This is a genomic window from Euzebyales bacterium (genome assembly GCA_036374135.1).
Lineage (GTDB): Bacteria > Actinomycetota > Nitriliruptoria > Euzebyales > JAHELV01 > JAHELV01.
In genome coordinates this window covers 1-22,543 of sequence record DASUUK010000078.1, presented here as the reverse complement: position 1 = coordinate 22,543, position 22,543 = coordinate 1, and the positions used below count along the sequence as shown (strand labels likewise).

Annotated in this window: 19 protein-coding genes; 8 read left to right on the top strand and 11 right to left on the bottom strand. The window is 71.9% G+C overall.

The features are described from left to right. Positions 1-573 (top strand): hypothetical protein (locus VFZ70_14190; protein ID HEX6256952.1); only part of this gene is annotated, 573 nt, incomplete at its 5' end. A 283-nt stretch (positions 574-856) separates the two neighbouring features. Here the strand turns inward: VFZ70_14190 and VFZ70_14185 are convergent. After that, entirely contained in the window at positions 857-1,585 is a 729-nt protein-coding gene (locus tag VFZ70_14185; protein ID HEX6256951.1) for a hypothetical protein, read from the bottom strand. On the opposite strand from VFZ70_14185, the gene VFZ70_14180 reads away from it, so the two are divergent. Beyond that, positions 1,584-2,198 (top strand): NAD(P)-binding oxidoreductase, encoded by a 615-nt coding sequence (locus tag VFZ70_14180; GenBank protein HEX6256950.1) that lies wholly within the window; start codon positions 1,584-1,586, stop codon positions 2,196-2,198. The two genes, VFZ70_14185 and VFZ70_14180, sit on opposite strands and share 2 nt — an antisense overlap. A gap of 129 nt (positions 2,199-2,327) precedes the next feature. Next, positions 2,328-3,062 (top strand): CDP-alcohol phosphatidyltransferase family protein, encoded by a 735-nt coding sequence (locus tag VFZ70_14175; GenBank protein HEX6256949.1) that lies wholly within the window; start codon positions 2,328-2,330, stop codon positions 3,060-3,062. 93 nt (positions 3,063-3,155) lie between these two features. Here VFZ70_14175 and crtI read toward each other — a convergent pair whose 3' ends face one another. Genes crtI through VFZ70_14150 form a run of 5 tightly spaced genes read right to left on the bottom strand, consistent with a single transcriptional unit; the run spans position 3,156 to position 8,950 of the window. After that, positions 3,156-4,628, bottom strand: coding sequence for a phytoene desaturase family protein (gene crtI, locus VFZ70_14170; GenBank protein ID HEX6256948.1), 1,473 nt, complete (start codon positions 4,626-4,628; stop codon positions 3,156-3,158). Continuing rightward, positions 4,625-5,836: a glycosyltransferase family 2 protein gene (locus tag VFZ70_14165; GenBank protein HEX6256947.1), complete on the bottom strand. Its 1,212-nt coding sequence runs from the start codon at positions 5,834-5,836 to the stop codon at positions 4,625-4,627. Before VFZ70_14165 ends, crtI begins: the two co-directional genes overlap by 4 nt. Continuing rightward, positions 5,833-6,615: a carotenoid biosynthesis protein gene (locus VFZ70_14160; GenBank protein ID HEX6256946.1), complete on the bottom strand. Its 783-nt coding sequence runs from the start codon at positions 6,613-6,615 to the stop codon at positions 5,833-5,835. The genes VFZ70_14165 and VFZ70_14160 overlap by 4 nt, the downstream gene beginning before the upstream one ends. Then, complete coding sequence (locus VFZ70_14155) at positions 6,606-8,153, bottom strand: NAD(P)/FAD-dependent oxidoreductase (GenBank protein HEX6256945.1); 1,548 nt, start codon at positions 8,151-8,153, stop codon at positions 6,606-6,608. The genes VFZ70_14160 and VFZ70_14155 overlap by 10 nt, the downstream gene beginning before the upstream one ends. Positions 8,154-8,212: 59 nt before the next feature. Next, positions 8,213-8,950, bottom strand: a complete 738-nt coding sequence (locus VFZ70_14150; protein HEX6256944.1) for a hypothetical protein — start codon at positions 8,948-8,950, stop codon at positions 8,213-8,215. Positions 8,951-9,277: 327 nt separating this feature from the next. Between VFZ70_14150 and VFZ70_14145 the strand changes: the two genes are divergently transcribed. Continuing rightward, the gene (locus VFZ70_14145; protein ID HEX6256943.1) at positions 9,278-10,057 is read left to right on the top strand and encodes an ABC transporter ATP-binding protein; all 780 of its coding nucleotides are present in this window, start codon (positions 9,278-9,280) and stop codon (positions 10,055-10,057) included. Between the two features lie 54 nt (positions 10,058-10,111). Continuing rightward, positions 10,112-12,658 carry an FtsX-like permease family protein gene (locus VFZ70_14140; GenBank protein ID HEX6256942.1) on the top strand — a complete coding sequence of 849 codons (2,547 nt, stop codon included), beginning with the start codon at positions 10,112-10,114 and terminating at the stop codon, positions 12,656-12,658. Between the two features lie 100 nt (positions 12,659-12,758). Here VFZ70_14140 and VFZ70_14135 read toward each other — a convergent pair whose 3' ends face one another. From VFZ70_14135 to VFZ70_14120, 4 genes are all read right to left on the bottom strand, one after another. Then, complete coding sequence (locus VFZ70_14135; protein ID HEX6256941.1) at positions 12,759-13,658, bottom strand: ribokinase; 900 nt, start codon at positions 13,656-13,658, stop codon at positions 12,759-12,761. 168 nt (positions 13,659-13,826) lie between these two features. Then, complete coding sequence (locus tag VFZ70_14130) at positions 13,827-14,819, bottom strand: kelch repeat-containing protein (protein HEX6256940.1); 993 nt, start codon at positions 14,817-14,819, stop codon at positions 13,827-13,829. 283 nt (positions 14,820-15,102) lie between these two features. Then, complete coding sequence (gene ugpC / locus VFZ70_14125) at positions 15,103-16,311, bottom strand: sn-glycerol-3-phosphate ABC transporter ATP-binding protein UgpC (GenBank protein ID HEX6256939.1); 1,209 nt, start codon at positions 16,309-16,311, stop codon at positions 15,103-15,105. Positions 16,312-16,500: 189 nt separating this feature from the next. Further along, positions 16,501-17,532: a LacI family DNA-binding transcriptional regulator gene (locus tag VFZ70_14120; protein ID HEX6256938.1), complete on the bottom strand. Its 1,032-nt coding sequence runs from the start codon at positions 17,530-17,532 to the stop codon at positions 16,501-16,503. Positions 17,533-17,691: 159 nt separating this feature from the next. On the opposite strand from VFZ70_14120, the gene galK reads away from it, so the two are divergent. The 3 genes from galK to VFZ70_14105 are packed head-to-tail and all read left to right on the top strand — an operon-like array spanning position 17,692 to position 21,090. Next, positions 17,692-18,849, top strand: a complete 1,158-nt coding sequence (galK, locus tag VFZ70_14115; protein HEX6256937.1) for a galactokinase — start codon at positions 17,692-17,694, stop codon at positions 18,847-18,849. Continuing rightward, a complete protein-coding gene (locus VFZ70_14110; protein HEX6256936.1) occupies positions 18,846-20,261 on the top strand; it encodes a glycoside hydrolase family 32 protein in 1,416 nt (471 codons plus the stop codon). The genes galK and VFZ70_14110 overlap by 4 nt, the downstream gene beginning before the upstream one ends. Next, on the top strand, positions 20,251-21,090 hold the full coding sequence (locus VFZ70_14105) for a methyltransferase domain-containing protein (GenBank protein HEX6256935.1): 840 nt from the start codon (positions 20,251-20,253) through the stop codon (positions 21,088-21,090). The genes VFZ70_14110 and VFZ70_14105 overlap by 11 nt, the downstream gene beginning before the upstream one ends. Positions 21,091-21,094: 4 nt before the next feature. Here VFZ70_14105 and VFZ70_14100 read toward each other — a convergent pair. Continuing rightward, positions 21,095-22,543: NADP-dependent succinic semialdehyde dehydrogenase (locus tag VFZ70_14100; protein HEX6256934.1), on the bottom strand; the 1,449-nt coding region annotated here is incomplete at its 5' end.

Here is a 22,543-nt window from a genome sequence, read left to right as displayed (position 1 = left end):
GCCTTCTCCGTCGCGAGCTGGGTGCTGTGGGCGGCGTTCGTCGCCGAGTTCGTCGTGCGCATGGTGGTGGCGCCGTCCACCTCCCGGTTCCTCCGTCGCAACTGGTGGCAGCTGGTCTTTCTCCTGCTGCCGTTCCTGCGTTTCTTCCGCATCCTGTCGCGCCTCCGGCTGCGGGCCGTAACCCGGGTCGGTCGCGTGGTGTCGTCGACGGTGCGGGGCTCTCGTGTGGCCGCCCGCGAGCTGACGGGTCGCGTCGGGTGGCTGGCCGCGGTGACCGTCATCATGGTGCTCGCCAGCAGCCAGCTGCTGTTCGAGTTCGCCGGCTACGGTACGTACGCCCTGGCGTTGCACGACGCGGCCTACGCGACGATCGTCGGCGACCCCCTGACCGCAACCGGCGTTCTGGCGCGGGTCATGGAGATCGTCCTGTCGATCTACTCCGTGGTCGTGTTCGCAGCACTCGCCGGCATGCTGGGCGCCTACTTCCTCGAGGTCCGCAGGCCTGACCCGGACGAACCCACGGCACCGGCGTCGAAGGTCACGGCCGACTCGCCCGCGGCCGGGCGTCCCTGATCGGCAGTGTCGCGGTGTCGGCGGGTGGTCCGCCGGCACCGCACCGGAGAGGATCCTCGGTCCGCGGGTGGGAGACCAGGTCGTAGTCGGACAGCGGCCGACGGGCGACCTCCACCGCCTCCACGACCGCGGCTGTTCATCGACGGTCTGGGTCGGGTCTGGTGTAGTGGGTCGATCTCTGCACAAGGCCACGCTGGTGGTGAGCCGGCACAGCCCGGTCAGGAGCATGACATGGGCGCGGGCACCTGAGTCGACCGACGACGAGGGTCACGGGCGCGCGGCGCTACAGCGCCAGCAACACGCCCGTGTAGGCGATGGCTCCGGCGGCGAACGCCCAGAAGTGGCTGCGGCGCTCCTCCGGGAGTTCCTCTTTGAGGACGTTCAAGATCACGCTTCCGGCCAAGAACGCCAGAGGCAGGCCGAGGGCGGCCTCCTCGAGCTCGACCACCAGGCTGACCCCCCAGCCGACAAGCACACCGACCGCGACGATCCACCGGCCCGCACGGTCATACGGTTCCCCATGATGTTCACGCAGCCCCTGGTCGTTGACGATGAAGTGGACGCCCATCGCGAACGCAAAGAGCACAAGCGTCGACAGCGACTCCTCGGCGCGCTCGATCAACAGGTATCCCACGATCGCGTTGTAGAGGGCATACGTCGCGAAGTGCGTCCAGCCGACGAGGTCGGGGGTTGACGCCTCTGACGACTGCTCCTCGGTGCGTCGGGCTGCCAGCTCAAGTCCGTAGAACGTCGCCAGACCGGCCATCGCCAGCAGATATGCGTGCCGCTCGACGAACGGCAGCGCGCCAACCGTCTCGCCGAACTTGTCTTGGATCCGCGCGATCTCGGGCAGCAGGTGAACGAACACGTATGCCACCGAAACGCCGCCGGCCACCGACAGCCACCGATTCCTCGGCACCACCGCCAGCGCCGCGCTGAACACCGCCGCGACGGCGTGCACCGCCGCAAGCGCGACCGCCGCGGCCGCCGCTGCGGCGATCGGACCGTCCATGCACCACCTCCACGAGCCACGACGCAGTCCGCCTTCCCGCACGCAGCCGCCACAAACGGCAGCGGCACCTGGACTCGCCTCGAGGGCCGGTCACCGCGCTCATGCGGCCTCCACGGGCGCGGGGATCGACGACGCGGTCGAGGGCGCGGAGATCGTCGTGCATCTCGCGGGCAGCGGCACGGGCGACGAGGACAAGGCCCGCAACCTGGTGCGGGCGGCGTCGCAGGTCGGGGTGCGGCACCTGGTGTACATCTCGGTCGTCGGCGTCGACAAGGTCCCGGTCGTCAGCCGCGTGGACCGCGCGATGTTCGGCTACTTCGCGTCCAAGCGAGCCGCCGAACGCATCGTGGCCGATTCCGGCCTGCCGTGGACGACGCTGCGCGCCACGCAGTTCCACGACCTGACGCTGACCACCGTGCGGGCCATGGCCAAGCTGCCCGTGGTGCCGGTCCCTTCCGGCTGGCGTTTCCAACCCATCGACACCAGCGAGGTGGCAGCCAGACTCGCCGTGCTCGCCCTCGCTGAGCCGGCGGGCCTCGTGCCGACATGGGCGGGCCACGCGTGTACGAGACGACCGAGCTGGTCCGCAGCTATCTGCGGGCAAGCTCGCTGACGGCATACCCGAGCCGTACGACCTGATGGTGCGCTTCGCCTCCTACACCGCTCTGCGCGCGGGCGAGATCGCGGCGCTGCGCCGCCGCCACTGTCGGGCTTCGGTCCGCCCGCGCCCTACGATTCGGACATGATCGCGGTCGCCCTCGTCGTGTCGTTCGCCGCGATGGTCGCGGTGACCGTCCTGACGCGTCGACCTCCCGCGACGCCCAGCCCCGATCTCGGCACCTACCTCGATCGCTGGAGCGTCGCGCACGACGGTTACGACGCGCGGCCGACCCGGGTGCTGCGTGGCTGGCTGACGCTGATGCACCGTCTGGCACGTCCCATCGCCGACGCCGGCGTGCTGCCCGACGTGGTGACCGTGTGGGCGGTGTGGTCGTCGCTCGTGGTGGTCGCCCTGGCGCGCCCCGGTGGCGGCTGGGCGATCGTTGCCGCGCTGCTGGTCGTCGTGAGCGGCCTGGGCGACGGCCTGGACGGTGCGGTCGCGGTGCTCACGGAGCGGGCGTCACGCTGGGGGTACGTGCTGGACTCCGTCGCCGACCGCGTGACCGAGGGCCTGTTCCTGGTCGCCGCGTGGATCGTCGGCGCCCCGGCATGGCTCGTGGTGTCGACCGGTGCCGTCGTGTTCCTGCTGGAGTACCTACGGGCGCGGGCGGGCAACGCGGGCGCGGACCACGTGCAGACCATCACGGTGGGGGAGCGGCCGTCGCGGATCATCTGCTGCGCCATCGCACTGGCCCTCGCCGGCGTCGATCCGGCCCGCGCGCCGGCGTTGGCCGGCTGGTCGATCGCGATCCTGCTGGCGCTGTCGCTCATCGCCCTGGGCCAGCTCGCGGTCCCGGTCCGCCGCCAGCTGCGCTGACGGTGCACAGCGCGCGGGCCTGAGCGGTCGCCGCTCGGCGCTCCGATCGATGCATCGCCGCTCGCGCGCGTCGCCGGCGGATGGCGGCGGGCGTCAGCCGTTGATCAGGCCCGCGGTGATCTCGGCCGACTTCAGCACCAGTGGCAACCCACCGCCCGGATGGGCCGAGCCGCCCACCAGGTACAGCCCGTCGATCGGTCCGCGGTTGGACGGGCGCATCGTCGCGGCCCGCCAGCCGTTCGACGAGGTGCCGTAGATCGCGCCGCCGATGGCGCCCGTCCGGCGGGCGAGATCGGCGGGACTGATCCACGCGGAGGTCCGGATGCGGTGCCGCACGTCCATGCCCCGTTTGGCCAGCAGGTCGATCACGTGCTCGGCGTACCGCGCCGCCGTGTCTTCGGCGTCCCAGTCGACGGGCCCCTGACGCGCCGCGTTGACCAGCACGAACCAGCCCTCGCCGTCGTCGGGATCGGTGGCGGGATCGCGTGGTGCCGACACGTAGATCGTCGGGTCGGGGACCGGTTGCGGGTCGGATCCGAAGATGGCGTCGAACTCGGCGTCGTAGTCGGCGGTGAACCACACCGTGTGGTGCGGCAGGTCCGGTGTGCGCCCGTCGAGGCCGAGCAGGACCACGAAGCCGGACAGGGACGGCTCGGCCCGCTCGACCTCGCGACGCCATTTGGTCGCGTTCGGGTGCTCGAGCAGGCGCCCGTAGAGCGTGCGCGCCTCGGTGTTGGCGACCACGACGTCGGCGGGGATGCGCGTCCCGTCGCTCAACGTGACGCCGGTCACGCGGTCGCCACCGGTCGCGACGGCGTCGACGCGCGCGCCGGTGTGCACCTGGCCGCCGTGGGCTCTGATGCGGTCCGCCAGCACCCGCGCGATGCGATGCAGACCGCCGGGCACGTACCAGGCGCCGGTCGTCTGCTCGAGCCATGGGATGGTGGCCAGCACGGCGGGCGCGCGGCGGGGATCCGACCCTGTGTAGGTCGCGTAGCGCTCCAGGAACTGCTGCTGGTGTGGGCTGTGCAGGTACTGCTGCCCGATGCCGCGCAGGGAGCGGTGCGGGGCGATCTTCTGCAGGTCGGTCAACCGTCGTGCCTGGTTCGCCAGGCCGCTGACAGTCGACTGCGGCTGCGAGAGCACCGGGCCCTCGATGGCCTCCCACATGCGAGCGGCGCGCTCCATCAGTCGCGTCCACGCGGCACCGGTTCCCAGTCCCAGCGCGGTGTCGAACGAGCGGCGCATGCGGTCGCGGTCGGCGTGGGCGTCGAGCGTCCTGCCGTCGGCGAAGTGGTAGCGCGCGATCGGGTCGACGGGCTCCAGCTCGAGCGTCGGCGTGTCACCCTCACCCGCCGTCGCCTCCAGGGTCGCGCGCAGCGTCTCCGGCCAGGTGAGCAGTGCCGGCCCCGTGTCGAAGCGGAAGCCGTCCAACTCCTGCACACCGAGCTTGCCGCCGACGACGTCGGCCTGTTCGAACACGGTGACGTCGTGGCCGTGTGCGGCGAGCCTGGCCCCGCACGCCAGTCCGCCGACGCCGCCGCCGATCACGGTCACCCGGCTCATGTCCGCCTCCCCATCCCTGCTCCTTGTGCCCGCGGGCCGGTCACGACGGGTCGTCCGCTCCACTCCAGCGTGCCGCGTCGATGGCCCAGCAGGCTGCGGGTGGTGAGCCACAGCAACGCGGCGACCGACAGCGGGTGGGCGACCGCGTCCGTCGGGCGACCACCTGTCCGCAGCGCCGTCGCGACACGGCCGGCCACACCCAGACCGTAGCCGAGCGCCGCCCGGCGTGCGGTCACGTTGTCCCCGCGCCGCAACGCGCGGGCGAAGGCGACCACCGGGTGGACGTACAACCACGCCAGCACCGCCATGACGCCGACCGCGCCGCCCGGGGAACCGAACGCCGCCCACAGGCTCTTGGTGTAGCCGGCGACCACCTCGTGATCGGACCTGTACATCTCGCACGTCGCCAGCGCGGTCCCGTCGGCGACCCCGGCGCGCAGGCCCGCCTGCTTGCAGGCGCGGGCGAGCGCGAGATCATCGAGCACATCACGTCGCACCGCGGCGTGCCCACCCGCCTTGCGGTACGTCGCGGCGGTGCACGCCAGCACCTGCCCGTTCGCCGCAGTCAGCGATGGTCGCGGTGACGCCTCCGCCAGTCGCAACGGCAGGAACGTCAGCCACGACCACTGCAGCAGCGGTTGCACGAGCCGTCCCAGCACACCTGTCGCGACCTGACGCGGATACGGAGACACCAGATCCATGCCCTCGTCGAGCAGCGCCACGGTGGCTGCCACGGCGTGGGGTTCGAGCACGACGTCGGCGTCGACGAAGACCAGCACCTCACCGACCGCGGCGTCGGCCAGTTGCGCGCAGGCCCACGGCTTGCCCAGCCAGCCGTGCGGTGTCGGCACGCCGGTCAGCACGCGCAGCCGCGGATCCTCCGCCGCGGCATGTGCGACGGCGTCGGCCGTGCCGTCGGTGGATCCGTCGTCGAGGACGAGCACCTCGAGATCATCCCAGCCGGTGCCCAGCACGGACCGCACGCACGGGCCGATGCGGTCGGCCTCGTCGCGTGCGGGGATCAGCACGCTGACCCGTCGTGACGGTGGCGTGCCGGGCGGCGGACGACGGAGCAGCGCCGCGTTGGCCAACGTGTGGCCCAGCAGACCCGCGGCGACGCCGGTGCGCAGGGCCAGCGGGGAGCCGGGGCGCAGCACCGTGCCGTCCCGGTGCCGATCTCGGCGGGAGCGCCGGGGGCCCGGGCTCATCGACGGGCACGTGGGAGCGCGAGCACGACCACGCCCATGCCGATGCCGCCGAGGGCGGCCGACACCGGCAGGTCGAAGAACACGGCGTGTGCCATGACCGACGACGCCCAGGTCCACACGTACAGCGCCAGTGGCACGCGGTCGTCGGCCACCGCCGGCTCGGGTTGGCTGAGCGCGCGCAGCACCAGCATCATCACCGTGGCGACGGCGAACCACGCCGCGTAGTTCGTGACCGGGATGCCCGCCAGCGCCGGTCCGGTCGTGGACCACTCCCAGTGGCCCGCCTGCACCATCTGTGGATCCAGGAACAGGTCCCACGAGGCCAGCGCCCACCCGCCGACCACCGACCGCCGCAGGGCGCCGCCACCGATGACCTCACTGACGACGTAGGCGGGGTAGGCCATCATCGTCCACGCCAGCGCGACCACCAGGGGCACGCCGAGCAGTTGCGCGCCGAGCGAGTCGAGGTAGCGGTACTCGCCGAACGGCAGGCCGGTGCTCACGCCGACGGCCTCGATCGCCAGTCCGCCGAGGGCCGTCGTGGCGAACAGCGCGACCGCGAACACCGCGCCCCTCCAGACCAGCGCGTGGCTCAGTGATGCGGCGGCGAAGCACAGCACGATCAGGATCGTCAGCCTGTCGCGTGCCGTGCCCTGCGGGACCAGCGGGTACGCGATCTGCAGCGCGACGACGGTCGTCGCCAGCGCGGCCGGGACCACGCGCGCGGCGGTCGCCGACGTCGCACGGTCCAGCGGTCCGTGCACATGGCTCAGGCCCACGGGCGCCACCACCGTCGACGCCGGTCCCCGAGCAGCACCCGGGCCGCCGATCGTCCGCTCGCGCCGAACACGCCACCGCCGGGATGCGTCGACGCGCCGGTCAGGTACAGGCCGTCGACAGGCGTGCGGTACCCCGACAGGTCGTAGGTCGGCCGCCACGAGAACATCTGCGCGAGGTTCATCTCGAGGTGCATGACGTTGCCGCGTCGCAGGCCCAGCTCCCGCTCGAGCTCGAGCGGCGTCTGGACGTGCATGAGCTCGACGCTGTCGGCGAACCCCGGCGCCGCGCGGTCGACGGCGTCGACCAGCTTGCGGCCCTCACGCTCGGCGATGTCATCCCAGTGCTCGCCGGTGGACAACTCATAGGCGTGCCACTGCGCCCAGATCGTGATGTTGTGCTTCCCGGGCGGCGCGATCGTGTCGTCGAACGCCGAGAACGTCATGACCAGCGGGATCGGTTCGGTCGGCGGACGCCCCAGCAGGTAGTCGGCCCAGGCCGCGCGCAGTGCGTGCCGCGACGGCGCGAGCAGCTGCATGCCGCCCCACGCCTCAGGGCCGGCCGCTGACGGGTAGGACGGCAGCGCCGACGTCCCGAGGCGCACCACCATCCCGATGCCGTTGCCCACGCTGACCTTCCGTGCCGTGCCGTTCAGCAGCTGGCCGCCCAGCAGGTCGACCGTCTCGAGGATGTGGCAGCCGGCGACGACGGCACGGCAGGGGATGCGGTCGCCGGTGGCCGTCTGCACGGCGTGCACGCCCGACGCGCCGACCTCGACCCGGGTGGCCGGGTCGCCGAGGCGCAGCGTGCCGCCGTCGGACGCGAACCGGCCCGCCAGCGCGACCGACAACATGCCCGACCCGCCGACCGGATGCCCGGGCGGCAGGTGGTGCATGACCATGTTCCAGGCGACCAGCTCGGCGGTGGCGGGCTGGTGGACCGGTGGACCAGACTGCGCTCCCATCCAGGCGAGCGCGGTCTTGAGCCGCTCGTCGGTGAAGTGCAGGTCCAACAGCTCGTCGCCCGACATCAGGAACTGGCGACCGAGCTCCACGGACGGCACCTGTGACAGGCGGCCGATGGCGGCCATGTTGCGCAGCAGGTGGCGCCACGTCGGGGGTCGCTGGAACGCGTCGAAGACCTTGAGGTTGTAGGCGCCCCACGTGGTCGCGAAACCGTGGTAGGCATCCGCTTCGGCGTCGCCACAGACCTTCGCGATCGACTGGCAGGCCTGGTCCAGGTCGACGTGCAACGCGATCGCCTCGTCGCCGAACGGGGCGTAGCCCCACGGGTCGAGGTCCTGGTACACGAGGCCGTGCGCTGACAGGTCGAGGTCCTCGACGATCCCCGTGTGCCGCACCATGATGTGGGCGCTGGAGCCCACGTCCATGAGGTAGCCGGGGAAGCGCTCGACGGTCGACACCGCGCCGCCGACGACGTCACGTCGTTCGACGACCTCGACATCCAGGCCCTCACGCGCCAGGTAGCACGCGGCCACCAGGGCGTTGTGGCCCGCTCCAATGACCACCACGTCTCGCACGGCGGCCAATACTACGCGGGTCGATGGTCAGGCATCCGCAGGTCGCGGACGGACGTGTCTCATCGCAGCGGATCGTCGCCGAACACCGTGCCGCCGTGCGCCGTGACCGCGAACCGGGCGAACAGTTCCTCGCCGTACCAGCGTTCGGCCGCGCTGCGTCCGATGACGTCGCGGTGCGCAGCTCCCTGGTAGGCGAACGCCCGCATGGCGCCGGCCGAGTCCCACAGGCTGAACGTGCCCTGCAGGCCCAGTGGCGCCTCGCCGATGCCCAGCCGCAGGCGCAACCCGGGGGCGGTGGCCAGGTCGGCGTTGACCGCTGCGACCGATCGCCAGAACCGCGGGGCTGTCGACCAGCGCAGCCGTGCACGGGTCAGCGCGGCGACCGGTCCGGTGGTCCGCGCGCGTCGGGCATCCGCGCCGCGGCCGTGGTGTGTGCCGTTCATGCCGAACGGGCGGCGCCGCGACCAGGACCCCGTCGTCCGCAGCGTGCGCAGCTGGGCCCACCAGTGCTCGTCCGCGAGGTCGCTCCAGCCGCCGACGACTGGCGACGATGATCCGAAGCGATCCGCGGCCGCCTCTGACGGCCACACCGTCAGCACCGCCCAGCGGCGCAGGTCGGCGTCACGGGCGTCGAACGTCCGTCCGTCGCCGGTGCCCAGCAGCTTCCAGAACACCGGCGCCGCGCGGCGCAGGCGCCACCGGTCGGTCGCCATGCGCCCGATCGCCTGCGGCACCGCGCGTGCCGGCACGGTGAACAGGTCCAGTCGGGTGGCGGGCTCCGTCGTCACAGACCCCATCTTCACACCGTCCGGCGGCGCGGCTCAGCACGCCGCCGCCATGGCGGTGATCGCCGACCATCCGCTCGCCGAGCCGATGGCGAGGGACGGCTCAGGGTTGTCCCCGAGAGGCCCCTGGGGGAGCCGTCGCATGCCGGGGGTGCCTCCCGACAGACGCCGACCCGGACGGTTCCTACCTTCGACATCGTCACTGTCCGGCCGTCGAAGGACCCGACGGAGGTCGTCCGTCACTCCCAGGATGGATGACAGGATCGTCTTCGAAGTGGATGACGCGGCCGGTGACATCGATCACAGTGCCACGAGACCCGCACCGCGAAGGAGCTGGACATGTCCTCGCCCCACTCGGCCGTTGCCGGCAGCGCCTCCCGCGCCACCGATGACACGAGCCATGCCGCCCGCTGCATCGACCTGGTCAAGCAGTACGGGCAGGGCAGCACGGCCGTCCACGCGCTCGATGGTGTGACGCTCGGGTTCCCCCGCGGCGCGTTCACCGCGGTCATGGGCCCGTCCGGGTCCGGCAAGTCGACCCTGATGCACTGCATGGCCGCGCTGGACACCCCGACGTCGGGCACCGTGTTGATCGGCGACACCGACGTCACGACGCTGTCCGACCGCGAGCTCACGGTCCTGCGCCGCGACCGCATCGGCTTCGTGTTCCAGGCGTTCAACCTGCTGCCCACCCTGTCGGCGGCCGAGAACATCGTGCTGCCGCAGCGGCTCGGTGGGCGTGCCGCCGACGCGTCGTGGCTCGACACCGTCGTGGGCACCCTGGGACTCGGCGACCGTCTGTCGCACCGGCCCGCCGAGCTGTCCGGCGGTCAGCAGCAGCGCGTGGCGATCGGTCGCGCGCTCGCCGGGCGCCCCGAGATCGTCTTCGCGGACGAGCCCACCGGCAACCTCGATTCGGCCAGCGGTGCGGAGCTGCTCGGCTTCATGCGCCGGTCCGTCGACGAGTTCGACCAGACGGTCGTCATGGTCACCCACGACCCGATCGCCGCCGGCTACGCCGACGCCGTCGTGTTCCTCGTCGACGGGCGCGTGGTCGACGAGATGCACGCACCGACCGCCGACCGCGTGATCGACCACATGAAGCAGCTGGGTGGCTGAGGCACTGTGACCGCCATCCTTCCACCAGCCCGACGGAACATCGAGGTCTAGACCATGTGGCGCGCCACCCTCTCCAGCCTGCTCGCACACAAGCTGCGCCTGGCGCTCACGACGCTGGCGATCGTGCTCGGCGTCGCGTTCGTCGCCGGCACGCTGATCTACACCGACACGGTCCGGTCATCGTTCGACTTGGTCTTCGGCCAGATCAGCGGGTCGATCGACCTCAGCGTCCGCGGCCTGTCCCAGCTCGGTGACGCCGACGGTGGCGACCCGTTCGCCGACCAGCGTCCCGAGGTCCCACCGGCGGTCGCCGACACGATCGCGGAGGTCGAAGGCGTCGCGGCCGTCGAGCGCAACGTCGAGGGCATCGCCCAGATCGTCGGCGACGACGGGCAGCCGCTGACCACCGGCAACGGCCCGCCCGCGCTCGGGTTCAATGCCCCGCTGGTCGAGGAGCTGGCGCCGAGCGAGTTGCGCCGTGGCCGTTACCCCACCGCCGACGACGAGGTGACGATAGACGCCGGTACCGCCGCCGATCAGGGCATCGCCGTCGGTGACGCCGTGGCGATCGCCGCCAACGGTCCCGTGACGGAGTACGAGATCGTCGGCATCTTCGGCTTCTCGGGCGGCGTGGACAACCTGGCCGGCGCTCCGGTGTCGTTGTTCTCACCGGATCACGCGTTCGATCTGTTCAGCGTGGACGACGGCTACGCGAGCGTCGACGTGCTGGCGGTCGACGGCGCGCGCCTCGACGATCTGCAGGACCGCATCGGGGCGGCCGTCGGTGCGGACTACGAGGTCATCACGAGTGACCAGCTCGCCGCGGAGCAGCAGGCGGCCGCCGACGTGATCCTCGGCTTCCTGAACACCGGCCTGCTGGTGTTCGCAGGGGTCTCCCTGCTGGTCGGAGCGTTCCTGATCAACAACACGTTCGCGATCATCGTGGCACAGCGCTCCCGCGAGCTCGCGCTGCTGCGCGCGGTCGGCGCCAGCCGTCTGCAGGTCATGGGCTCGATGCTCGCGGAGGCGTTGGTCGTCGGTGTGCTCGCGTCCGGCGTCGGTCTGGGCCTGGGTGCGCTCGTCGCCATCGGCCTGCGCGCGCTGCTGACGGCCTTCGGCATCGACATCCCCAGCACCGAGCTGGTGTTCGCCGCTCGCACCGGCCTGGTGGCCGGCACGCTCGGCATCGTGGTCACGGTGCTGTCGGCGCTGGTGCCGGCCGTCAAGGCACTGCGGGTGCCGCCGGTCGCGGCCATGCAGGCGGTCGCGGTCGGCGACCCGTCCGGATCCGGACGGGTGCGCACGACGGTGGGGCTGCTGCTAGCCGTCGTCGGCCTCGCGCTGCTCGGGCTCGGGCTGTTCCGTGAGGCCGGGTTCCCGGTGGTCATCGGTGGCGCGATGGCGCTGCTGCTGGGCGCCGCGCTGCTGGCGCGCTTCGTCACGCGTCCGCTGCTGCGTGTGATCGGCTGGCCGGTCGACCAGCTCGGGATCCGCGGCACCCTGGCGCGCGAGAACTCGATCCGCAACCCCCAGCGCACCGCCTCGACGGCGGCGGCGTTGATGATCGGCCTGGGCCTGGTGACGTTCGCGCTGATCTTCGGCGCCTCGCTGCGCGAGTCGACGACGCGGACGATCGACGAGCAGTTCGTCTCGGACCTCCAGGTGCGACCGTCGGACTTCTCGACCTTCCCGACCGACGTGGAGGACGACGTCGCGGCGCTGCCCGAGATCGCGGCCACGACCGACATGCGCTTCGCCCAGATCGGCATCGACGGCCGTGCGGGCGGCGCCGCCGGCATCGAGCCCGACGAGCTCGATGCGGCCTGGCGACTCGAGGCGACGGACGGCTCGCTCGACGACTTCGACCGCGGCGGCATGCTGGTCACCGACGACGCGGCCGAGCGGCTGGGCATCGGCGCCGGCGACGCCCAGCCCGTGATCTTCCCCGAGACCGGCGAGCAGGACCTGCCCGTGCGTGCGGTGGTCGACGGCAGCGGCCTGGACTTCGACTACCTCATCGACGAGGACACGCTGCTGGCCAACGGTGCGGACGAGGGCATCTTCACGCTGTACCTGACGGTCGCCGACGGCGTCAGCGTCGAGGCGGCTCGCAGCGCCGTCGAGGGGGTCACCGACGACTACCCGTCGCTGCAGGTGCAGGACAGCGAGCAGTTCAAGGAGGAGATCGCCGGCCAGGTCGACCAGTTGCTCGGCCTGATGACCGCGCTGCTGGGCCTGTCGATCCTCATCGCGCTGTTCGGCATCGGCAACACGCTGAGCCTCAGCGTGTTCGAGCGGACCCGTGAGCTGGGCCTGCTGCGCGCTGTCGGCGCGACACGACGCCAGGTCCGCTCGATCGTGCGGTGGGAATCGGTCCTCATCGCCGTCCTCGGTGCCGTCTTCGGCATCGTCGTCGGCACCGTGTTCGGATGGATGACCGTGCTGGCGCTCGCCGACCAGGGCCTGTCCACGTTCGCCTTCCCCACTGGTCAGGTCGCCATCGCGGTGATCGCGGCGGCCGTCGCCGGCACCGTCGCCGCATGGCTGCCCGCGCGCCGTGCGTCGCGCGTCGACATCCTCCGCGCGGTCGCGACCACCTGAGACCGGCGGGCGGGGTCGGCCGATCTCAGGTCGCCGGCCGCCCCGCACGGCGTCGGCCGCCCACGGCGTCGGCGGACGCGGGCGGCCCGTCGTGCGTGGGTCAGGCCGAGACCAGCAGCGCCTCGACCTGCGACCGGGTCGGCAGGCTCGGCTCGGCGCCGTTGACCGTGGACGAGTAGGCGCCGGCCGCGTTGGCCAGCCGCACCGCGTCGGCCAGCGATGAACCCTCGGCGATCGAGATCGCCAGCGCGGCGTTGAAGCTCGCGCCGGCCGCCGTGATGTCGGTCGCGTCGACCGGCGGGGGAGGTGCGCTGCCCTCGCCGTCCTCGTCGCACCACGCGGCGCCGTCGGCCCCCATGGTGACGACGGCCGCGCACCCCTCGTGGTACAGGCGCCGGGCGAGCTCGACCCCGTCGACGTCGGCGTTGACGTCGAGCAGGCGCCGTGCCTCGTAGCGGTTGAGCGAGATCACCGTGGCCCCGTCGAGCAGCGCATCGGTCAGCTCCTCGACCGGGGCCGGGTTGAGGAGCACCTGACCGCCACGGCTGCGGATGATCCGTGCCGCGTGGCACGACGTGGCGGCGCTGACCTCACCCTGGAGCATCAGGATGTCGCAGTCCGGCAGATCGGCGCAGTGGGCCGCAGCCAGCAACCGGTTGGCGCCCGGGTACTGCACGTAGCCGACCGCGCCGTCAGGGGTGATCAACGGGACGGCGACCGCCGTGGGGGTGCCGCGCAGCTGGACGACGCGGCTGGCATCGACGTGCTCGCGCTCGAGCGCCGTGAGGAACGCGTCGCCGTACGGGTCGCGACCCACGGCGCCGATCATGCTGACCACGGCCCCCATGCGGGCGAGGGCGACGGCGTGGTTGTAGCCCTTGCCGCCCCGGAACCGTGCGAAGTCCGACGCGATGATGACATCTCCGGGTCCCGGACGGACCGCAACCTTGAAGGCCAGGTCCATGACCAGCGAACCCACGACGACGGCCCGGACGGCCATCCTTCATTCTCCTACGCGCGACGGCTCGGTACACCACCCACGCAGGGCGGGCCGACAGGACGTCATCGTACCCCTTGGCGCGATCGTCGTGAAAAGGGTTACGTATCCGCATTCGGTGGATGTCCGTGGCTCCTCCGACCCGGCCGTCGCCGCCTTGCGCGGCGACGGTCAGCGACGCCGGTACAGGGCGCCCGCGGGATCGAACCCGCCCCACGTGAGGACGCTCGAGCCGGTCCACACGGCGGGCCTCGGTGGTCCCGGAGCGATCGGCGCGGGCGGGAGGCGCTCCCATCGGCGTGACGCCACGTCGAGGTAGGCCCCGCTGGCCGTCAACCGGTTCCACACCAGCAGGCCGCGCCCCGTCCACAGGCCGTCCACCTGCCGGGACAACGCCAGCGGCGGGGGAGGCGCGTCACGCCAGCGGGTTCCGTCGAGCACCGCCGCCGCGCTGGTCCCGCCGGGCGGGCCGACGGCGGTCACGACGAGTCCGTCGCCCTCGACCGCGCCGAGGATCCGTACCGACGTGGGGTCGTCCAACAGCGCCGGCGCAGGCGGGCGCGCCCACCGTGGTGGCCGGCGGTCGAGATCGAGCGTCGCCAGCGCGCCACGGCTCTGAGCCGCCCTGGTCGCGATCATGACCCGGGCCCCGTCGGTCGCGACCAGGTCGCCGGGAGCGAACCGGACCGGCGGGTCGGGCAGGCGTCGCCAGGAGGCTGCGTCGACGTCGAGCACGGCGACGGTGGGCGTCGTCCCGACGGCACCGCGTGCGAGCGCCACCGTCACGACGTGACCACCGCCGCCAACGACCTGATCGGTGAGGACGTCTTCGCGTGCGAGCGGCGGCGCTGGCAGCGTGGTCCACGCTCCACCGTCGACGTCGAACCGGTGCGTGACGTCCGCCGACACGATGACGAGGTCACGGCCCGCTGAGACCGCACGCGTCACCGTGCCGTCGTCGATGTCGGTCGCCGGCAGCCGTCGCCAGGTGCCGTCCTGCGGGTCGAACAGGCCGCCGTCGGTCAGCGGGAGCCCGAGGACGTCGAACCCGCCCCACACGGCCACGCGGTCGCCCGCTGCGATCATGGTGTGCGCGACCCGCGGCGCCAGCGGTGCGGCGGGTAGCACGCGCCACAGGCCCGCCCGGGGTCGCGTCCATGCCACCGCCATCGGATCGGATGCGACCGCTGTCGGCCCAGGGACAGCGCCGCGATCATCGGATCGTCGGGCGACCTGTAGCCCGGCCGGGTCTCGATCGACGGCCAGGGCGAGCACTGCGGCCACCGCCGCCGCGGCGGCCACGGCGAGCAGGATGGTCCGCGAGCGCCCACCGGTACGGCGCGGCGGCTCCCATCCGCTCACGGCGCGGGGCGCGCCGCGCCACGACAACGGCGACGGCCCGCACCGTCGCAGGTGCGGGCCGTGGCGTCTCGGCTCGTGGGTCGCCCTACCGCAGCGCCTCGCCCGACTCCATGTCGAAGAAGTGCAGGTAGTCGGTGCGGAACCCCACGTCGACGCGGTCGTCGATCTTGGGCGGGTCGCCCGGCTCGAAGCGGCCGGTGAAGACCTGGCCGCCCTCGCGTCCCGCCCGCTGCAGCTCGGCGAACGCCTCCTCGTCGTCGATCGCCTCGCGCATGTCGTCGGTGATGATCGGCGGCGCCGACGTCCCGAAGTGCACCAGCATCTCGGCGCCCAGCTGCTCGACCAGGGTCACCCGGCGTTCGGGCCAGATGAGCTCGTCGGGTGTGTCGCCCCGGGCCGGGAAGAAGTGCTCGGGGCGCATGCCGATCGCGACCTGCTTACCCTCGTAGTCCTTGATCCTGGGATAGCGGTCGATCGCGCCGTCGTGGACGTCGAGGACGGTCGGGTTGTCACCGGTGCCGATCGACACCTTGTACTGGCCGTTCTCCTTGTAGAACTTCGCCTCGGCGAAGTTCATCGCGGGCGAGCCGATGAACCCGCCGACGAACAGGTTGTCGGGGTTGTCGTAGAGGTGCTGCGGCGAGTCGGCCTGCTGGAGCACGCCGCGCTTGAGGACCGCGACCCGGTCGCCCATGGTCATGGCCTCGACCTGGTCGTGGGTCACGTACAGCGTGGTGACGCCCAGCTTGTTCTGCAGCTCGGCGATCTGGCCACGCATCGCGACGCGGAGCTTGGCGTCAAGGTTCGACAGCGGCTCGTCCATCAGGAACGCCTGCGGCTCACGGACGATCGCGCGGCCCATGGCCACGCGCTGCCGCTGACCACCCGACAGCGCCTTGGGCTTGCGGTGCAGGTACTCGGTCAGGTCGAGGGTCTCGGCCGCCTCCTTGACCCGCTTGTCGATCTCTTCCGAGGACTCCTTCGCCAGCTTGAGCGCGAAGCCCATGTTCTCGGCGACCGTCATGTGGGGGTACAGCGCGTAGGACTGGAACACCATCGCGATGTCCCGCTCCTTGGGCGTCAGGTTGTTGACGACCCGGTCGCCGATGATCATCTGACCCTCGGAGATCTCCTCGAGCCCGGCGCACATCCGCAGCGCGGTGGACTTGCCGCACCCGGAGGGCCCGACGAGGATCATGAACTCGCCGTCCTCGATCTCCAGGCTCATGTCCTTCACGGCCTCGGTGCCGTCCGGATAGCGCTTGGTCACGCCGTCATACACGACTTTGGCCATGTTCTGTCACACCTCGCTGTTGGGTCCACTTGGTCTGCCGCGCGCTGTGACCGTCAGGCGAGCGACGGCGCATGGTGCATCATCGCCCGAGTTCAGTGCTACCGCAAGGGTTTACACACGCGGCATCAGGTGTGTGCCCACGATCGCGAGGGCGCAATCACAGACCGGTTATCACAGGTCGTCCACGGGTCAGACGGCGTGCGCGGTGACAGGCGAGCGGTTGGGGCCGGTGGTCGCGCGCACGACGAGCCGGGTGGGCATCACCACGCTGGTCACGTCGTCGTCGGCGGCCGTGCCCCGCATCAGATCGAGCAGCAGGGTGGCCGCGGTCTCGCCCTGGCGCATCGCCGGCTGCGAGATCGTCGTCAGGTCGGTGTACGCCGCCATGTCGTGGTCGTCGAAGCCGACGACGGAGATGTCGCCGGGCACCTGCAGGCCAGCGTCGCGCACGGTCTTGAGCGCCCCGATGGCCATCTCGTCGGATTCCGCAAAGACCGCTGTCGGCGGCCTGTCGACGCCCAGCAGTTGGGCCATCGCCTCGGCGCCGCCCTGCAGCGCGAAGTTGCCCGGCACGATCAGTTCCTCGCGCACCTCCAGCCCGGCGTCGGTCAGCACGCGCTCGTAACCCTCGCGACGGTGCAACGGCGCCGTGAACGCCAGCGCCTGCGGCGGCAGGTGGCTGATCAGGCCGACCCGGCGGTGACCGAGGTTGACGAGGTGGCGCGTCGCGGTCGCCGCCGCCTCGACGTTGTCGATCGTCACAGAAGGCGCGCACGGCGACGCCACGCCGACGGTGACCAGCGGGCCCCGCTCGCACATGCCGCGCAGATCGTCATCCGACATCGGGAGGTCGACCACGATCAGTCCGTCGACCCGTTTGCTGAAGTGGGTGTCGTCAGCGAACCGCCGCATGGCGCCCTCATCGGGTACGCCGTAGAGCAGTACGTCGTAACCGTTTGCCGCCAGGACAGCCTCGGAGCCCGCGACGACCTGCGTGAAGAACCACTGGGTCAACAGCGGGACCGCCATCCCGACCGTCATCGTGCGTCCCGCCGCCAGCCGTGACGCGTGTGGATGTGCGACGTACTGGAGCTCGGCGGCGGCCTTGAGCACCCGGTCCCGCGTGGCCGGTGAAACGTTGGGAAGTCCCCGAATCGCCCGGCTCACGGTCGCCACCGACACCCCCGCGAGCTGGGCGACGTCACCGATGCTCGCGCTCACAGCTTGTGCTCCCGTTCATGCTGAGGGCCGCCTTGAGCGTAGGGCCCGACCCGGGATTGGGCAATGGCCGGAAGCCTCGCTTCGGCGTTCAGGGAGCCCAGCCACGTGGTACAAGCGGTTTCAACAGGGGCGCACACAAGATCGGAGCGCGGAACGTCGATGGATGCGAGGGCAGCGGACGACCGTGCCGTCGAGCTGTTCCGACGGCGCCACGGGCGTGATCCGGAGGTGCTCGTCCGCTCGCCGGGCCGCGTGAACATCATCGGCGAGCACACCGACTACAACGACGGCTTCGTACTTCCGGCGGCCATCGATCGCGGGGTGTGGATCGCCGCGTCGGCCACGCACGAACCGGTCGTCGATCTGGTGTCCGAGGGGTTCGAACCGGTGCTGCTGCCGCTGCACGGCGGCGACCGGCCCGAGGGTTGGGGGATCCATCCCGTCGGCATCGCGGCCGTGCTGCGTGAGGCCGGGCGCGATCTGCGGGGCTGGCACGGCGCGATCGCCAGCGACCTGCCGCCCGGCGCCGGCCTGTCGTCGTCGGCGGCCCTCGACCTCGCGCTCGCCCGTGCGTTCCACGCCGTGTCCGGGTTCGACTGGGACCCGGTCACGATGGCCCGCGTCGGGCAGCGGGTCGAGAACGACTGGCTCGGCGTGGCGTCCGGGATCATGGACCAGGTGGCCTGCGCGTCCGGTCGCGCGGGCCACGCGCTGCTGCTGGACTGCCGGTCCCTGGACATCACCCCGGTCGCGCTGCCGTCGGACATCGCGCTGGGCGTCCTGGACACCGCCACCCGCAGGGAACTGACGACATCGGAATACAACGACCGGCGCAAGCAGTGCGAGGAGGCCGCCGCGGCGCTCGGCGTCGACTCGCTGCGCGACGTCACAACCGACGACCTCGACGCCCGCGGCTCCACGCTGGCCCCGGTGCAGCTGCGCCGGGCGCGGCACGTGGTGACCGAGAACGAGCGCACGCTGCATATGGTGCAGGCGCTCGGGGATGGAGACCTCCAGCGTGCTGGTGCGCTGCTCGACGCGGGCCACCGCAGCCTGCGTGACGACTTCGAGGTGTCCAGCGACGCGCTCGACGTCCTGACCGACGCCGCCCGTGCGTCGGTGGGCTGCCGCGGCGTCCGTCTGACCGGCGGTGGGTTCGCCGGGTGTGCGGTCGCGCTGGTCGACCGCGATGCGGCCGACGACTTCGTGATCGAGGTCACACAACGGTACGAGCGTCGCACGGGACGCTCCGGGCCCGCGTACATCTGCCACGCGACCGACGGCACCAGCCACACGCGGTTCGGCGACGGGTCGTGAGCCTGGCCGGGTCGCGAGAGGCCGCCACCGGGCCGACCGGCCGCCGTCGGCTGCTCCACTACGAACCGCCCACCGGCTGGCTCAACGATCCCAACGGGCTCGTCCATCACGACGGCGAGTGGCACCTGTGCTACCAGCACCACCCGGCGTCGTCGGACTGGGGACCCATGCATTGGGGGCACGCCGTCAGCACCGACCTGACGACGTGGACCGACCTGCCGATCGCGCTGCATCCCGACGAGCACGGTGCCGTCTACTCGGGCTCGGGTGTCGTCGACCGCCACGGCACGGCCGGCTTCGGCGAAGGCGCCCTCGTGGCGATCTACACGCAGTTCACCCCGACGAGCCAGGTCCAGAGCATCGCCGGATCGGTCGATCGCGGGCGGACGTGGCAGGTGCACGACGCCAATCCCGTGCTACCCCAGCCGGCGGGGCTCGTGGACTTCCGTGACCCCAAGGTGTGCTGGTACGACGATGGGCGGGGCGGCGGGCACTGGGTGATGGTGCTCGCCGCGGGTGGTGACGCCCGGTTCTACGTCTCGCGCGACCTGGTCGCCTGGGAACCCGCCGGCGTGTTCGCGCCCGAGCCCGGCAGGCCGTACGGCGTGTGGGAGACCCCGGACCTGTTCCCGCTGCCTGTTGACGGGGGCGATCCGTGGTGGGTGCTGTCGGCGGGCGCGGCCGAGCACGGCCCGGCCGGTGGATCAGCCACGCGCTACTGGACCGGGACGTTCGACGGCGACGCGTTCGTGGCCTACGGCTCGTCGCGGTGGGCCGATCACGGGGCCGACTTCTATGCGGCGCAGTCGTGGTCGGACGTGCCCGACGGCCGGCGGGTCTGGGTGGCGTGGATGAGCAACTGGGCCTACGCGGCGCACGTGCCGGCGCGCGCCGCTCGCGGGCAGATGACCCTGCCACGACAGCTGCGCCTGGTCGCCGCGGGATCCGGTCGTCCCGCGCTGGCACAACGACCCGTCGACGAGCTCGACGCGCGTCTCGGCCGACCGGAGGTCATGACCATGGGCCGCGGGGTCGCGCTCGACCATCACGCGGCACGCGTCACGGTGCGCTCGTCCGGCAGCGGACGCGCCGTCGTCGACGTCGCGAGCGGCACCGGCGGCGCGCGCATCGTGCTCGACGTCGGGGAGGCGACGCTGTCGGTCCGGCGCACGGACGGCGCGGGTGTGGGCCACCAGTTCGCCGGAACGCACGTCGCGCCGCTGGCGCGTTCGGGCGCCGTCGACATCGACGTCTGGATCGACCACGCGTCGATCGAGGTGTTCGCGGACAGCGGTCGCGTGTGCGTGACCGATCTGGTGCCCGATCTCGCCGCCGGCGGCCGCGTCGTGGTCACGGTCACCGGCGAGGGCGACGCCGAGCTGCGCACGGTCGCGGCCGACGATGCGCCCTGAGGTCGCGGCACTGCTGACCTGCCCGACCTGCGGCGGGCGGCTCGCGAGGGGTGACGGCGCGCTACGGTGCGTCGCCGGTCACAGCTTCGACATCGCGCGCCAGGGGTACGTGCACCTGCTGCCGGGCGGCGGTGACACGGCATCGGCCGACACCGCCCGGATGGTCGCGGCCCGCGCGGACGTCTTCGACGCCGGGCACATGGCGCCGCTGACGGCGGCGGTCGTCGACGAGGTGCGCTCCGCCGCCCCGCCGCCCGGCGCGGTGGCCGATGTGGGCGCGGGCACCGGCCACCACCTCGCGGCGGTGTTGGACGCACTGGACGGTCGCCCGGGACTGGCGATCGACCGGTCGAAGCACGCGGCCCGTCGTGCGGCGCGCGCTCACCCGTGGGCCGGTGCGATCGTCGCCGACGCCTGGGCACGGCTACCGGTCCGCGACGGGGTCATGGCCGTCGTGCTCTCGATCTTCGCTCCGCGGCATGGTGCGGAGTTCGCCCGCGTGCTGGCTCGGGGCGGCACCGTGGTGGTGGTGACGCCGCTTTCGGACCACCTCGACACGATCGTGGCCGCACTTGGGCTACTGACCGTAGATCAGCGCAAGGCCGAGCGACTGGAACGGCGGCTGGGTCCGCAGCTCGTGACGGCCGCCGCGCGCGAGCACCGCCACGACCTCGCGCTCGACCACGGTGCGGTCGCCGCTGTCGTCGGCATGGGACCGAGCGCCCACCACGTTGAACGGGACCTCGCCGACCGGATCGCCGCCCTTCCTACGATCGTGCACACGCAGGTGGCGGTGCGGATCGCCTGCTACCGCCACCGCGATCTGTGAGCTGTCAGGTGGGCTCGTCTCCACCGACCCACACGGTCTTGGCATTGCAGAACTCGCGGATGCCCATGTCGGCCAGTTCGCGCCCGTACCCGGAGGAACCCACGCCGCCGAACGGCAGGCTGGGGTACGACGCCGTCATGCCGTTGATGAACACCATGCCCGCGTCCAGGTCGCGGGCGAACGCCTGCTGCTCGGCGGCGTCGTTGGTCCAGGCGTTCGACCCGAGGCCGAACGGCACGTCGTTGGCCAACGCGACGGCATGGTCGTAGCTGTCGACCTTGAACAGGCCGGCGACCGGTCCGAACACCTCGTCGTCGTACATCGTCGTGCCCTCGGGGATATCGGTGACGACCGTCGCCGGATACCACCAGCCGGGGCGGTCGGGCTGCTCCCCGCCCAGCAGTACCTTGGCACCGGCGTCAACGGCCTCGGACACGGCGTCGGCGACGTCCGAGCGGCCCTGCTCGGTCGCAAGCGGACCGATGTCGGTGGCGTCGTCGAAGGGATCGCCCAGCTGCTGGGCGGCCATCTGCTCGACGAACAGCTCGGCGAACGTGTCGTGGACGTCGGCGTGCACGATGAAGCGCTTGGCGGCGATGCAGCTCTGCCCGTTGTTCTGGCACCGTGCGATGGTGGCCACCTGCGCCGCCTGCTCGAGGTCGGCGCTCGGCATCACCACGTACGGATCGGAACCGCCGAGCTCGAGCACCGTCTTCTTGAGGTTGCGGCCCGCGGCCTCGGCGACAGCACGCCCGGCACCGTCGCTGCCGGTCAGCGTGGCCGCGCGGACGCGGTCGTCGGCCAGCACGCCCGCGATGCGGTCGCTGCCGACGAACAGGTGGGAGAAGGCGCCGTCGGGGAACCCGGCCCGGCCGAACAGCTCACCGAGGTACTCGGCGGTCTGTGGCACGTTGGACGCGTGCTTGAGCACGCCCGTGTTGCCGGCCATCAGCGCGGGCGCCGCGAACCTGACGGCCTGCCACAACGGGAAGTTCCACGGCATGATCGCCAGGACGACACCCAGTGGCTGCCAGATCGTCAGCGCCCGCCGCGCGTTCACCGCGTCCGGGTCGTAGTCGATCGAGGTGAGGTAGCCCTCCGCGTGGTCGGCGTAGTAGCGCATGGCCATCGCGCACTTGTGCACCTCGGCGGTCGCCGCCGCCACCGTCTTGCCCATCTCCGTGGTCATTATCCGGGCCGTCGCATCGGCCTCGTCATCGACGAGGTCGGCCGCCGCGCGCATCCAGCCGGCGCGATCGTCGAACGTGGTCGACCGCAGCTCGCGATGGGCGTCGTCAGCGGCCTGCAGACGACGGTCCAGCTCGGCGTCGTCGTGGTCGTCGAAGGTCTTGAGGGTCTCCCCGGTCCTGGGGTCGATCGTCGCGTAGCTCATGGGTTCACCGTGCCCGCTGCGCAGATGCAGCATGCGACGGTCGGCCCACCCGGTCCGCGG

What these genes read in the sequence shown, in the direction of transcription:
- VFZ70_14180 (HEX6256950.1), top strand. Translation starts at nt 1,584, where the DNA reads ATGCACCACCTCCACGAGCCACGACGCAGTCCGCCTTCCCGCACGCAG.
- VFZ70_14185 (HEX6256951.1), bottom strand. Translation starts at nt 1,585, where the DNA reads ATGGACGGTCCGATCGCCGCAGCGGCGGCCGCGGCGGTCGCGCTTGCG.
- VFZ70_14175 (HEX6256949.1), top strand. Translation starts at nt 2,328, where the DNA reads ATGATCGCGGTCGCCCTCGTCGTGTCGTTCGCCGCGATGGTCGCGGTG.
- crtI (HEX6256948.1), bottom strand. Translation starts at nt 4,628, where the DNA reads ATGAGCCGGGTGACCGTGATCGGCGGCGGCGTCGGCGGACTGGCGTGC.
- VFZ70_14165 (HEX6256947.1), bottom strand. Translation starts at nt 5,836, where the DNA reads ATGAGCCCGGGCCCCCGGCGCTCCCGCCGAGATCGGCACCGGGACGGC.
- VFZ70_14150 (HEX6256944.1), bottom strand. Translation starts at nt 8,950, where the DNA reads ATGGGGTCTGTGACGACGGAGCCCGCCACCCGACTGGACCTGTTCACC.
- VFZ70_14145 (HEX6256943.1), top strand. Translation starts at nt 9,278, where the DNA reads ATGTCCTCGCCCCACTCGGCCGTTGCCGGCAGCGCCTCCCGCGCCACC.
- VFZ70_14140 (HEX6256942.1), top strand. Translation starts at nt 10,112, where the DNA reads ATGTGGCGCGCCACCCTCTCCAGCCTGCTCGCACACAAGCTGCGCCTG.
- VFZ70_14135 (HEX6256941.1), bottom strand. Translation starts at nt 13,658, where the DNA reads ATGGCCGTCCGGGCCGTCGTCGTGGGTTCGCTGGTCATGGACCTGGCC.
- ugpC (HEX6256939.1), bottom strand. Translation starts at nt 16,311, where the DNA reads ATGGCCAAAGTCGTGTATGACGGCGTGACCAAGCGCTATCCGGACGGC.
- galK (HEX6256937.1), top strand. Translation starts at nt 17,692, where the DNA reads ATGGATGCGAGGGCAGCGGACGACCGTGCCGTCGAGCTGTTCCGACGG.
- VFZ70_14105 (HEX6256935.1), top strand. Translation starts at nt 20,251, where the DNA reads ATGCGCCCTGAGGTCGCGGCACTGCTGACCTGCCCGACCTGCGGCGGG.